General features: G+C 66.3%; 9 protein-coding genes. 4 read left to right on the top strand and 5 right to left on the bottom strand.

Features of this window, described 5'->3' with window-relative positions; all coding sequences use genetic code 11:
* Window positions 1-30 precede the first annotated feature (30 nt).
* The gene (locus ACQPXH_RS31795; RefSeq protein ID WP_387286651.1) at window positions 31-1,347 is read left to right on the top strand and encodes an acetyl-CoA C-acetyltransferase; all 1,317 of its coding nucleotides are present in this window, start codon (window positions 31-33) and stop codon (window positions 1,345-1,347) included.
* Window positions 1,348-1,484: 137 nt separating this feature from the next.
* Here the strand turns inward: ACQPXH_RS31795 and prcB are convergent, their stop codons facing one another.
* Entirely contained in the window at window positions 1,485-2,285 is an 801-nt protein-coding gene (gene prcB / locus ACQPXH_RS31790) for a proteasome subunit beta (protein WP_433600095.1), read from the bottom strand.
* A gap of 224 nt (window positions 2,286-2,509) precedes the next feature.
* Window positions 2,510-3,541: a phosphogluconate dehydrogenase (NAD(+)-dependent, decarboxylating) gene (gnd, locus tag ACQPXH_RS31785; RefSeq protein WP_433600094.1), complete on the bottom strand. Its 1,032-nt coding sequence runs from the start codon at window positions 3,539-3,541 to the stop codon at window positions 2,510-2,512.
* Window positions 3,542-4,230: 689 nt separating this feature from the next.
* Between gnd and ACQPXH_RS31780 the strand changes: the two genes are divergently transcribed.
* On the top strand, window positions 4,231-5,889 hold the full coding sequence (locus tag ACQPXH_RS31780; RefSeq protein ID WP_433600093.1) for a VanW family protein: 1,659 nt from the start codon (window positions 4,231-4,233) through the stop codon (window positions 5,887-5,889).
* Between the two features lie 7 nt (window positions 5,890-5,896).
* Here the strand turns inward: ACQPXH_RS31780 and ACQPXH_RS31775 are convergent, their stop codons facing one another.
* A complete protein-coding gene (locus tag ACQPXH_RS31775; protein WP_433603648.1) occupies window positions 5,897-7,000 on the bottom strand; it encodes a DUF4185 domain-containing protein in 1,104 nt (367 codons plus the stop codon).
* A 229-nt stretch (window positions 7,001-7,229) separates the two neighbouring features.
* Between ACQPXH_RS31775 and ACQPXH_RS31770 the strand changes: the two genes are divergently transcribed.
* Window positions 7,230-8,354 carry a GGDEF domain-containing protein gene (locus ACQPXH_RS31770; protein ID WP_433600092.1) on the top strand — a complete coding sequence of 375 codons (1,125 nt, stop codon included), beginning with the start codon at window positions 7,230-7,232 and terminating at the stop codon, window positions 8,352-8,354.
* Window positions 8,355-8,404: 50 nt separating this feature from the next.
* Here ACQPXH_RS31770 and ACQPXH_RS31765 read toward each other — a convergent pair whose 3' ends face one another.
* Complete coding sequence (locus tag ACQPXH_RS31765) at window positions 8,405-10,240, bottom strand: acyl-CoA dehydrogenase (protein ID WP_433600091.1); 1,836 nt, start codon at window positions 10,238-10,240, stop codon at window positions 8,405-8,407.
* A gap of 312 nt (window positions 10,241-10,552) precedes the next feature.
* Between ACQPXH_RS31765 and ACQPXH_RS31760 the strand changes: the two genes are divergently transcribed.
* On the top strand, window positions 10,553-11,149 hold the full coding sequence (locus ACQPXH_RS31760) for an alpha/beta hydrolase family protein (protein WP_433600090.1): 597 nt from the start codon (window positions 10,553-10,555) through the stop codon (window positions 11,147-11,149).
* Window positions 11,150-11,609: 460 nt separating this feature from the next.
* Here ACQPXH_RS31760 and ACQPXH_RS31755 read toward each other — a convergent pair whose 3' ends face one another.
* The gene (locus tag ACQPXH_RS31755; protein WP_433603647.1) at window positions 11,610-12,311 is read right to left on the bottom strand and encodes a class I SAM-dependent methyltransferase; all 702 of its coding nucleotides are present in this window, start codon (window positions 12,309-12,311) and stop codon (window positions 11,610-11,612) included.
* Window positions 12,312-12,486: the final 175 nt, after the last annotated feature.

The following is a 12,486-nucleotide window of genomic DNA, read 5'->3' as shown; positions in this document are numbered from 1 at the left end:
CGGGCACCCGACGAGACCTTGGAGACTCGAGTGACAACCAAAGCCCGTTCAGCGAAGAGCACGGCAAAGAAGGGCCCACGCCCGGTTGCGATCGTGGGCGGCAACCGGATTCCGTTCGCCCGCTCCGATAAGGCCTACGCCCACGCCTCCAACCAGGACATGTTCACCGCCGCGCTGGACGGTCTGGTGAGCCGGTTCGGTCTGCAGGGCGAACGCCTCGGCATGGTCGTCGGCGGCGCGGTGCTCAAGCGGGTCGGCGAGCACGGCATGGTCCGCGAGAGCGTGCTCGGCAGCAAGCTCAGCCCCTACACCCCGGCTCACGACCTCCAATTGGCCTGCGGCACCGGCCTGCAGGCGATCGTCACCGTCGGTGACGCGATCGCCGCCGGTCGCATCGATGCCGGTGTCGGCGGTGGCACCGACACCACCTCCGATGCCCCGATCGGGGTCAGCGAGTCCATGCGTGAGTGGATGCTCGACGCCAACCGCGCCAAGAACAATAAGGACCGCCTCAAGCTGGTCGGTCAGCTGCGTCCCGCCATGCTCGGCATCGAGATCCCGCGCAATGCCGAACCGCGCACCGGTCTGTCCATGGGTGAACACGCCGCCATCACCGCCAAGGAATTCGGTATCGCGCGCGAGGCCCAGGACGAACTGGCCTACCTGTCGCACAAGAATATGGCCGCCGCCTACGACCGCGGCTTCTTCGACGATCTGATCACCCCGTTCCTCGGCCTGACCCGCGACGACAATCTGCGTCCTGGTTCGACCGTCGAGAAGTTGGCCACCCTGAAGCCGGTGTTCGGCAACAAACTCGGCGATGCCACCATGACCGCCGGTAACTCCACCCCGCTCACCGACGGCGCCTCCGCGGTGCTGCTGTCCAGCGACGAATGGGCCACCGAGCGCAACCTGCCGGTGCTGGCGCATCTGGTCGATTCCGAGGTCGCCGCGGTCGATTACATCCACGGCCCCGACGGCCTGCTGATGGCGCCGACCTACGCGGTGCCCCGCCTGCTGGCCCGAAATGGCCTGACCCTGCAGGACTTCGACTACTACGAGATCCACGAGGCCTTCGCCTCGGTGGTGCTGGCCACCCTGCAGGCGTGGGAGTCCGATCAGTACTGCAAGGAACGCCTGGGCCTGGACGGCGCGCTCGGTTCGATCGATCGCAGCAAGCTGAACGTCAACGGTTCCTCGCTCGCCGCTGGTCACCCGTTCGCCGCGACCGGCGGCCGCATCGTCGCCTCCACCGCGAAGATGCTTGCGGAGAGGGGATCCGGCCGCGCGCTGATCTCCATCTGTGCCGCGGGCGGACAGGGCGTCGTCGCGATCCTGGAGCGCTGAGCGAAACGATCATCGACGCACCCCACACCTCGGCGCCAGCGGCCTCGACCTGTTCGACCACTTCGCCGCACCAGCGGCAATGTCGAATTGCCGGTTCTGGGAGGTCCGCAACGACTAGTGGCCCATCCTGCTGGCTTTCATTCGCGTGCCGTCGCGGTGCGGTCGGTAAGGAGTTCACGCGAGATCTCCGCGATCCGATTCTCCGGAACTTCCACTGCGCCTTCGGCATTGATGACGACAACGGTCGGATAGATGCCACGGGTGAGATCCGGACCGCCGGTGGCGGTGTCGTCCTCGGCGGCATCGAAGAGCGATTCGACGGTGATCCGCAGCGCCAGATCCTCATCGATGCCGCGGCTGTAGGTCTTCTTCAGCGAGGACTTCGCGAACAGCGAACCGGAACCGACCGCCGTATAACCGAAGCGCTCCTCGCTGCGACCGCCGACGACATCGTAGGAGAAGATCCGCCCGACCTTCTCCGGGTCGGTGGCGCTCAGGTCGTAGCCGATCAGCACCGGGACCACCGCCATATCCTGTAGTGCGGCAGGCAGATTGTCGCGCACCATCTTCGACAGCTTGTTCGCCTTACCCTCGAAGGTCAGCTCGACACCCTCGATCTTCTCGTAGTGTTCGAGCTCGACCGCGAACAACCGGATCATCTCGATGGCCATGCCGACCGTGCCCGCGAAACCCGCCGCCGAGTAGGTGTCGGTGATGAACACCTTCTCCATATCCCGGCTGGCCAGCAGATTTCCCATGGTGCCGCGCCGGTCGCCGGCGAGCAGCACGCCGCCGCGGTAGGCGAGGGCCACGATCGTGGTGCCGTGCGGCGCGATGTCCTGTCCGTGCACCGTGGCATTGCCGAAATCGCTGCCGGGCAGGAGTTCCGGTGCGTATCGGCGCAGGTTCTCGGAGAAGGAAGACGTAGCGAACTCCATAACTCCACCGTATCGACTTCCCGCCCGCGGCGTCAGTGCACCGAACTTCCGCGAGCGGAAAGTCCGGTGCGCCACAGCCATTCGCTCATGCCGGTCTCGATCGCGACCTGGGCAGTACCGGCAGCGCAAGAAAATTCGAGGTAGGCGAACGAGTCGGCGTCAGTGCGATATTACGCGGCGTCTGCCGTGGACAACCTTGTCCGAGACGCTGGGTCTGGATAGTCCTACTTCGGCGGCAGCTCGATGTGACCGCCGAAGGCCTTGCGCATGGCCGAGAGCATCTTGTCCGCGTAGAGCGCCTCGCCGCGCGAGGAGAATCGCGCGAACAGCGCCGCCGCGAGCACCGGCGCGGGGACGCCGGTATCGATCGCGGCGTCGAGGGTCCAGCGGCCCTCGCCGGAGTCCGATACCCGGCCGTCGAAGGATTCCAGGGTCGGATCGACGTAGAGCTCGCTCGCGGTGAGGTCGAGCAACCACGAGGCGACCACCGAACCGCGCCGCCACACCTCGGTCACCTCGGGCACGTCGATGTCGTATCGGTACCACTCGGGATGTTCGAGCGGGGCCTCCTCGGCGGATGCCACGGCATCGGGGGTCGCGCCGATATTTGCCTTGTGCAGGATGTTCAGGCCCTCGGCGTAGGCGGCCATGGCACCGTACTCGATGCCGTTGTGCACCATCTTCACGAAATGGCCTGCTCCGGCCGGTCCGCAGTGCAGATAGCCCTGCTCGGCGGGTGACGGCTCGCCCGTGCGGCCCGGCGTCCGTTCGGCCGCCTCGACCCCCGGAGCGATGGACTTCAGCAGCGGATCCAGATGCGCCACCGGCTCGGCTTCGCCGCCGATCATCAGACAGAAGCCCCGGTCCAGTCCGAAGACGCCGCCGGAGGTGCCGATGTCCACATAGTGGATGCCCTTTGGCTTCAGCGCCGCGGCGCGCGCGATGTCGTCGTGGTAGCGGCTGTTGCCGCCGTCGATGACGATGTCGCCGGGCACGAGCAGCGCGGCGACCTGGTCGATCACCTGACCGGTCACCGCGGCCGGAATCATCACCCAGACCACGCGCGGGGTCTGCAGCCGGGATATGAAGTCCTTCAGATCGGTGGAACCCTGGAAACCATCGCTGCCCAGCTCCGCGACGAGCGTGTCGATCATCTTGGGTCTGCGTTCGTAGCCGACGGCGGTGTGCCCGTCCTTGACGATCCGGCGCACTATATTGCCGCCCATCCGGCCCAGGCCGATCATTCCCAGCTGCATTCCAGCCATCTCCCTCGTCGCGTGTGGAGCCCCGGTGGTAGGAAGTTCAGCTCGATTGTCCCGCGCATGTGTAACGCGCGGTGCGGCGGACCAGATAAACGGATTGGCTCCGCGTAGTTGCCAGACCCCCGACCCGGCAACTACGCGGGGCCCTTCCATGTGTGGCGTGGTCCGTTGCACGTGATTTGCTGATGGACCGCGCTGCGCTGACGATGTCGGTGGAGACCACTATCGTTGGCGGGGCTCGCACCGTGCGGGCTCCTTGAATCGAGCAGCGGGGAGGACGGTTCGTGACGAGCGAATCGAGTACCGGGCGGCAGGGCCGACACCAAGGCGGCCAGGTCGGTCTACGACAGCTCCTCGACTCGGCTCGATCCACCACACCGCAGCAGCCACCGCCGCCGCGCACGGTTGCCCAGCAGGCACCGGGCGCGGATCAGACGCCGCAGCCGCCCAGGCCTCGATCGGCGCAGCAGCAACCGAGGTCGTCCGAGACGACGGCGCCGCCCCAGTCGGCCGCTCAGCAGCCGACTCCGTCGGGACATCGGTCACCGGAGTGGGGTGGGGATGCCATGGCGACCGAGCCGCTGCGGGCAACTCGGCGATCCAAGGCAAACGCGCCCACCGGCGGGCAGCGGGGTCGCGCACCCGAACAGCCGTCCAGACCGAGCGGGCTGAGATCGTCCATCGTGAAACGCATCGGCATCGGCGTGGGCGCACTGATAGCGGTTTGCGGTCTGGCTTACGTTGCGGACCTCGTACTTTCGTCGGGGCACGTACCGCGCGGCGTCGTGGTGGCCGGTATCGATATCGGAGGTGCGGATACCGCGGCCGCGGATGCTCGGTTGCGCACCGCGGTGGATCCGCGCGCCGACCAGGAACTGCCGCTGCAGATCGGCGACATGCAGACCAGGCTCACACCCAAAACTGCTGGCCTCGGGGTGGATTGGGACGCCACCTGGGCCAGCATCGGCGGCCAGCCGCTCAATCCGATCACCAGACTGACTTCGCTGTTCGTCACGCACACGGTGCCGGTCGCGAGCACGGTCGACGACAAAGCACTCGATGCTCAGCTCACCGCCCTGCGCGTGCACGACCGTGCGACGGTCGAAGGCACCATCGCCTTCGACGGCGCGCGCCCGGTCGCCGTGCCGCCGGTACCCGGCCGCATCCTCGATGTTCCGACCGCGCGCACCGCGCTCATCGAAAACTGGTATCTCGGTGCGCTGCTGGATCTCCCGGAGACCGCCGCACCGATCGCCGTGCGCGCGGAAGCGGTCGACCAGGCTCTGCACACCATTGCCGAACCGGCGGTGAGTGCGCCGATTGTGTTCGCGGGCAAGAACAATGCGACGGGCAAGCTGGAGCCGGAGCAGATCGCCTCCATACTGTCCTTCGCCCCCGATGGTCAGGGCGGCCTCGCCCCGTCCTTCAAACAGGACGTCGCGCTCGGGGTGCTGGGGCCGCAACTCGCGCCGTCCGAGGTCGAGGCCAAGGATGCGACCTTCGCCGTGACCGGGTCGGCCGCGACGGTGGTTCCGGCCGTGGTCGGCGACAAGATCAATTGGGCGAAGACATTCGAGCAGTTGCCGAATCTCGTCGTCGCCCCGCAGGAGCGCACCGCGCAGGCCGTTTACGAGAAGGTTGATCCCAAGCTCACCACCGAGGCCGCCAACGGACTCGGCGTCACCGAGGTGATGGGCCAATTCACCACGAGCGGCTTCAGCGGGCCGTCCGGCGTGAATATCCGCGTGGTCGCCAAGAAGGTGAACGGCGCCATCGTCAAGCCGGGAGAAACGTTCTCGCTCAACGACTTCACCGGTCCCCGCGGCACCGCCGAGGGGTACGTCGAATCCGGCATCATCGACCACGGTCGCCCGAGCACCGCCGTCGGCGGCGGCATCAGCCAATTCGCGACGACCCTCTACAACGCCGCCTATTTCGCGGGCATGGAAGATGCCGGTCACACTGAGCACAGCTACTACATTTCCCGCTACCCGGCGGCGCGCGAGGCCACCGTCTTCGACGGCGCCATCGACCTCGAGTTCCGCAATAACAGCCAATCCGGTGTCTATATCGAGACATCGACCACCGACTCCGAGGTCACGGTCCGCCTCTGGGGCACCAAGACGGTCGATGTCGAATCCATCACCGGCGAGAAGACCAAACCCACCGAGCCCACCGAGATCAAACTCCCCAAAGGCAAGGACTGCATCGCCACCGAAGGCGCACCGGGGTTCACCATTTCCGATACGCGAGTCATCACCGACCGCAAAACCGGTCGGCAGATCTCGCGCACGACGCGGACTGTGAAGTACGACCCGGTACCTGTCGTGAAATGCGAGTAGTCGGCTCCTACAACGGGGTTCGCATCAGCAGGACGTTGTACTGGTTCCATACCGACAGCAAGAAGTACAGGTCACTGCCGGTCTGATACGGAAAGATCATCGGCGCGTAGGCGCTCGGCAGCGCGGTGCCGTCGACGAGGACCTCCGACTCGCTCCACGGCCCCTCCGGCGCCGATGCGGTGCGCAACACCACCGAATTCTTGGAATCCGTGGTGAGCATGATGAATTTGCCGAGATGCTCGTTCCACATAACCGACAGCTCGCTGACATCACCGACGATCGGTGCGGCGTCCTTGGCCTCGGGCTTCCACTCCTTGCCGTCCCAGTACTCGTAGCGATCGAGATCGGCGATATCGGATTCCACTGCCCGCGAAACGAATCCGGGGTTCAGCCGCCCTGCCGGAGTGCCGTAGCGGTAGACGTAACCGTCATCTTTCAGGAAGGCGTTCTGCTGAAAGTTCTGATGCCCGTCCACATTCGCGCGCCGGGTCGTGGTCAGCGGGGTCCAGGTCTGCCCGCCGTCACCGGAGACGGCGAGGGTGGAGAAGTTGGTCGACCATTTGCCGTGCTCACCCCATTCGCGCACCGACATCAGGCTCATGTACTGCACCCCGCCGACCGAAATGCCCGCTGTCGGAATGAGACTGATCTCGATGCCCGGAATCTTGGGGCTCGGCAGCGGATTGGTCACTGCGCCTTCGAAGGAAATCCCCTGCGACGGATCCGTGGTCGAGCTGTGGAAAAGTACCTGGCTGCTCCAAGCGAAGACGCTGCCTACGAGCAGGTTCGGGAAGCCGAGGCCCGCGCTGTCACCGAAGGCGGTGATCATCCGGCCGTTGCCGTCGTCCCACATGACGCCGAGGTCGGTGCCGAGCACATTGACGTTCTGGGTGCGATTGGGGCTGTCCATACCGGTCATCTGGAAGACCGCCTGGGTCAGTCCGGGTAGGCGAGGCAGGCCGCGTGGCTGTCCGTTGATGCCGGGAATGGGGTTGATGCCGGGGATGGGAAGCAGGAAGTTCGAATCCGCGGCGGCCGGTCCGGCCAGCGCGACCGATATTGCGGCGGCGAGCACACCGGCTCTGCTGAGTGCGGACAGCGATCGGTTCATCCGGACGATCCCTTCTTGCGCGGTCTGCCCGGTCATTGTGCCCCGTTTCGTGATCTATGTCCGGCTCCTCATGGTGGAGAGCGACATGTGATCATCGCTACACTGAAGATCACCAGGAGATGGGGGCTTCGACAGGGGCTGGCCTGTCACCGCTGCTTAATGGTCGCTCGAAATGGCAAAGCTGTTCGGTACATCCAGCAGGATTTCGTGAACGCTAGGCGGTGGGTCCATGGGTGACAGTCGCGCGATACTTCGCAGTTGGTGGCGCGATCCGGCGCACTATCGCTGGTTCGTGCGGACACTCGAATCCCATTCCGGGCTGCGCCTGATCAAGGCGATCATCGGCGCGGGTGGTGCGATCATGCTCGTGATCAACATGCTGATCTGGATGTCGCCTGCCGGTCCGAGCGGCACGGTGAACCGGACCATCTTCGCGGCGGCCGGTGCGACGGCAGCGGTGTGGACGGTTCGCTGGTGGCTGTTCCCGTGGCCCCGCGCCATCACTTCACTGACCATGTTGACCTGGGCGGATGTCGCGATCACGGCATCGTGTCTGGTGGACAGCGATCGGGTGTACGGCGCATTGAGTGCGATGCTGCTCGTGGTCACCGGCGCGTACATCACGTTCTTCCACAGCCCGAAGGCGCTCGCCGCGCACGCTGGATGGTCGCTGCTCACGGTGGGTGCGCTGGCCGTGTTGCTGGTGACCGATGCGCAGGGCAATGATCTCGCGCTGGCCGGTGCGATGGTCTTGATCATGGTCGCGGCCATCGTCGTGGTGTTGCCCGCGTTGCAGTTCTGCTATTGGGTGCTGCGCATCGATGTGCTCTCGGATCCGCTCACCATGCTGCTGAATCGCCGCGGGCTCGACTATTACGTGCACCGTACGCGATACCAGCGCCAACTGTGCGTGATCACCCTCGACCTCGACCACTTCAAGGCGGTCAACGACACTTTCGGTCATACCATCGGTGACGAGGTGCTGGTCTCGACGGCCGCGCGATTGCGCGCCGCGGCCGATCCCGATGCCGTGGTCGCCCGCACCGGCGGGGAGGAGTTCGCGGTGGTCGATCAGTTGGATCGTGCGGCAGCGCTGAGTCTGGGCGAGCGATTGCGCTCGGCCGTGGCGGAGACGCCCGGCATATCCGTCACCGTCACGGCCAGTGTCGGTGTCGCGGTATGCGACGGCGGCACGGACGCCGGACGGCCGCGATGGCTGCTGCGGTGTGCCGACAACGCGATGTATCAGGCGAAACGGCTGGGCGGCAATACCGTTGTGCTGGCGGAAGATCCGGAACAACCGGCGATCGAACTCGCCGAGCCCGCCCGAGAGATGGTGCACCGCAGCAAATAACAACAGCGGCCCCAGAGACTTCGGGGCCGCTGTGTGCGAAATCTGTTGGATCAGAACGCCGCTTCGTCCAGCTCCATGATGTCGTTGTCGAGATTCGACAGGATGGCGCGGGTCGCGGTCAGCTCCGGCAGCACATTGCGTGCGAAGAACTGCGCGACGCCGACCTTGCCCTGGTAGAACGCCTCGTCGGCGCCGGTCGCGCCATTGTCGAGCGCCTTGATGGCGATGTCGGCCTGACGCAGCAGCTGCCAGCCGATGAGCAGGTCGCCGACCGAGAGCAGGAAGCGCACCGAACCCAGACCGACCTTGTACAGCTCGGACGGCTGCTCCTGGGCGCCCATCAGGTGCCCGGTCAGGGTGGCGACCATGGCCTGCACATCCTCGAGCGCGGTGGCGAGCAGCTTGCGCTCGGCCTTCAGCCGGCCGTTGCCCGCCTCGGACTCGATGAACTTCTGCACCTGGCCGGCCACGTGGGCCAGCGCGACGCCACGGTCACGGGCGATCTTGCGGAAGAAGAAGTCCTGCGCCTGGATCGCGGTGGTGCCCTCGTAGAGCGAGTCGATCTTCGCGTCGCGAATGTACTGCTCGATCGGGTAGTCCTGCAGGAAGCCGGAGCCACCGAAGGTCTGCAGCGATTCGGTCAGGTACTGGTAGGCCCGCTCGGAACCGACACCCTTGACGATCGGCAGCAGCAGATCGTTGACGCGGAAGGCGACATCCTTATCGGCACCGGAGACCAGCTCGGCGATATCGGCATCCTGGTGCGCGGCGGTGTAGAGGTAGATGGCGCGCAGACCCTCGGCGTAGGCCTTCTGCAGGGCCAGGCTGCGGCGCACGTCCGGGTGGTGGGTGATGGTGACGCGCGGGGCGGCCTTGTCGGTCATCTGGGTCAGGTCCGCACCCTGGACGCGCTGCTTGGCGTAGTCCAGCGCGTTCAGGTAACCGGTCGACAGGGTCGCGATGGCCTTGGTGCCGACCATCATGCGCGCGTTCTCGATGACGTCGAACATCTGCGCGATGCCGTTGTGCACCTCGCCGACCAGCCAGCCCTTGGCGGGCACGCCGTGGCCGCCGAAGGTGACCTCGCAGGTGGCCGAGACCTTGATGCCCATCTTGTGCTCGACATTGGTGACGAAGACACCGTTGCGGTCGCCCATGGTCTGGGTCTCGAAGTCGAAGTGCCACTTCGGCACGTAGAACAGCGACAGGCCCTTGGTGCCGGGGCCTGCGCCCTCGGGGCGGGCCAGCACCAGGTGCATGATGTTCTCGAACAGGTCGTCGGAGTCACCCGAGGTGATGAAGCGCTTGACGCCCTCGATGTGCCAGGAGCCGTCCTCCTGCTCGAGCGCCTTGGTGCGGCCCGCGCCGACATCCGAACCGGCATCCGGCTCGGTCAGCACCATGGTGGCGCCCCAGTTGCGATCGGCGATGATCTGCGCCCACTTCTTCTGCTCATCGGTGCCGTTGTTGTAGAACACCTGCGCGAAACCCGCACCGGCGGCGTACATCTGAGCCGGCGGGTTGGCGCCGAGGATCATCTCGCCGAGCGCCCAGGAGACGGCGCTCGGGGCACCGAGGCCACCCAACTCCTCGCGGACGGCGACCTTGGCCCAGCCGGCGTCTTCGAGCGCGCGGTAGGACTTCTTGAACGATTCGGGAAGAGTGACCGTGTGGGTCTCGGGATCGAAGGTCGGGGGGTTGCGGTCGCCGTCGACGAACGAATCGGCCAGCGGACCCTCGGCCAGGCGACGCACCTCGTTGAGCATCTCCTTGACGGTCTCGGTGTCGAGATCGCCGTAGGCGTCGCTGTCGAGGACGGCACCGAGGCCGAGTACCTCGAAGAGGTTGAACTCCAGGTCGCGGACGTTGCTCTTGTAGTGGCCCATGTCTGTTACTCACTCTCCGTTGAGTTGGTGCGGTCGGTTGGTTGCCGTTCCCGCCCGTTGTCCGTCCACCGGGTAGCCGTGCCGGTTTCTCCGCATGCTACTCGCGGGTAACTTATGTCCATATTACCGGTCGGTAATGGGGTCGCAAAGACCCGAGTGGGCAATGTGACACGGAAAACACTCGAAGGCGTTGCCGTTTGTCTACGGCCCACGTAGTAGACGGTCGAGCCGGGTTTGCCGGTGCATTACCCTGCTGCCGACGCGCTGCGGGTGACTGGGCTTCTTCGGATAGCTGGGGACTACCGTGGAAATGTGCGAATCGAGACGAGCGCCGGGCCTGCGGAGATCGAGCTCGACAAGCCGCGCAAAGCGGCGTTCCTGCTGCTGCTCACGCACGGATCCGGCGGCGGTGTCGACGCAAAAGACCTGCTTGCCGTGCGCGACTGCGCCTACGAGCTGGGCGGCGCGGTGGCTCGGGTGGTGCAGCCGTACCGGGTCGCCGGACGACGCGCCCCCGGTTCCGCGGTGAAGCAGGACGAGGCGTGGCTCGAGATCGTGGCCGACCTGCGCAAGCGAGTGAAGAACGTCCCGCTGATCCAAGGTGGGCGCAGCAATGGGGCCCGGGTGGCATGCCGCACCGCCATCGCCGCCGACGTGCGCGGCGTGCTCGCGCTGTCCTTCCCGCTGCATCCACCGGGTAAGCCGGAGCAGACGCGTCGCGAAGAACTGCTGGCGGCGGGCGATATCGAAGTCGTCGTGATCAACGGCGCGAACGACCCATTCGGCATCCCCGACCCCGCCGATGCCGCCGAGGTGCGCGTAATCCCTGGTCAGCCACATTCCTTCCGGTCGGGATTCGACACCATCGCCGACACGGTCGCCCCCTGGTTGCAGCGCTGGTACCAGTAGGGCGCGCGCCCAGACCGGTTCAGGTTGGGTCTGGCCAACGGGCCGTCATACCGGGTCGCTCACCGGCGGCCAGAGTGCCGGGCCACTTGAGTGTGCCGCACGTACGCCTGCGCGACCGGGCATCGGATCTTCGGCCAAGCCAGCCTGGCGCGCAGTGGCCTGCGTGCGGGCCAGGACGTGTGCGACGTGCGATCCGGTTCCGGTTGGGTCTGGCCGCCTGTGAGCGACCCTCCACCGAAGTATGGCGGCCCGGGCAACTCGTGTGCCGCACTTACGCCCTGCGCGACCGGGCATCGGATTTTCGGCCAAGCCTGCCCGGCGCGCAGTGACCTGCGTGGCGTGTGAGGCCGTTTGTGGCTTGTGAGGCGTGCGAGGCGGTGCGCGGCGTGCGAGGACATGTGTGGCGTGTGAGGACGTGTGTGGTGTGCGGCGGCCTGCGTGGCGTATGCGGCGGCCTCGGCTAGCTGGGGGAATCGGGTTCGATGGCGGGCGGATCCGCTGGGGGTTTGGTGGCGATCACCAGGGCGTCTATCGCGTCACGTTCCTCGGTCGGGCGATAGAGGCGGTCGGCGAGGCGGACTCGGATGCGTTCGGGGTCGTTGCCGAGGTCGGCGATGATGTCGTCGGGGGTGAACAGGACCGAGGCGTCCTGCGGGCCGCCGAAGCCGTCGGTGAGATTGGTGGTGTCGTGGCCGAGGATCAGCAGCGTGCCCCCGGGGGCGAGCAGATCGGCGAGGCGGCGGACCAGCCTGCGGCGTTGTTCGGCGGGCAAGTGCAGGAAGACCATCAGCACGAGTTCGTACGGGCCGGTGATGCCCGCGGCATCCAGATCGGTGACATCGGCGCATTGCCAACTGATCCGGCTGCGGACCGAACGGGACAGGCGGGTCGCGATGGTGCGGCCCTTATCGACGCCCACCTGTGAAAAGTCGACGGCGTGCACCTGCCAGCCGTGCGTGGCCAGCCACAGCGCATTGCGCCCTTCACCGCAGGCGAGATCGAGGGCCCGCGGCAGGCCGGGCGGCTCGCCGTCGGGAGTGTCCGGCACCAGCGGGGCGATCCGCTCGAGTCCGTAGACATGCTCCACCACAGTGCTGTTCGGCGGTGCGCCCCAAACCAGTTCACTCTGCGCATACCGCGTGTCCCAATCGGTCGCGTCCATATGCGCGAGTGTATTTGCCCCGCGTACCTCGCGACCGCCGCGTACCTCGCGACCGCCGCGTGCCGCGTACCCGCGACCGCCGTGTACCTCGCGACCGCCGCGTGCCGCGTACCCGCGACCGCCGTGTACCTCGCGACCGCCGCGTGCCGCGTACCCGCGACCGCCGTGTACCTCG

The organism is Nocardia sp. CA-135953, assembly GCF_050955735.1.
Lineage (GTDB): Bacteria > Actinomycetota > Actinomycetes > Mycobacteriales > Mycobacteriaceae > Nocardia.
The sequence above is the reverse complement of the archived record's forward strand: the minus strand, read 5'-3'. Positions and strand labels throughout refer to the sequence as shown.

Bases quoted from the DNA above. Each gene is read 5' to 3' on its own strand.
- prcB (WP_433600095.1), bottom strand. From the start codon at position 2,285: ATGGAGTTCGCTACGTCTTCCTTCTCCGAGAACCTGCGCCGATACGCA.
- gnd (WP_433600094.1), bottom strand. From the start codon at position 3,541: ATGCAGCTGGGAATGATCGGCCTGGGCCGGATGGGCGGCAATATAGTG.
- ACQPXH_RS31775 (WP_433603648.1), bottom strand. From the start codon at position 7,000: ATGAACCGATCGCTGTCCGCACTCAGCAGAGCCGGTGTGCTCGCCGCC.
- ACQPXH_RS31770 (WP_433600092.1), top strand. From the start codon at position 7,230: ATGGGTGACAGTCGCGCGATACTTCGCAGTTGGTGGCGCGATCCGGCG.
- ACQPXH_RS31765 (WP_433600091.1), bottom strand. From the start codon at position 10,240: ATGGGCCACTACAAGAGCAACGTCCGCGACCTGGAGTTCAACCTCTTC.
- ACQPXH_RS31755 (WP_433603647.1), bottom strand. From the start codon at position 12,311: ATGGACGCGACCGATTGGGACACGCGGTATGCGCAGAGTGAACTGGTT.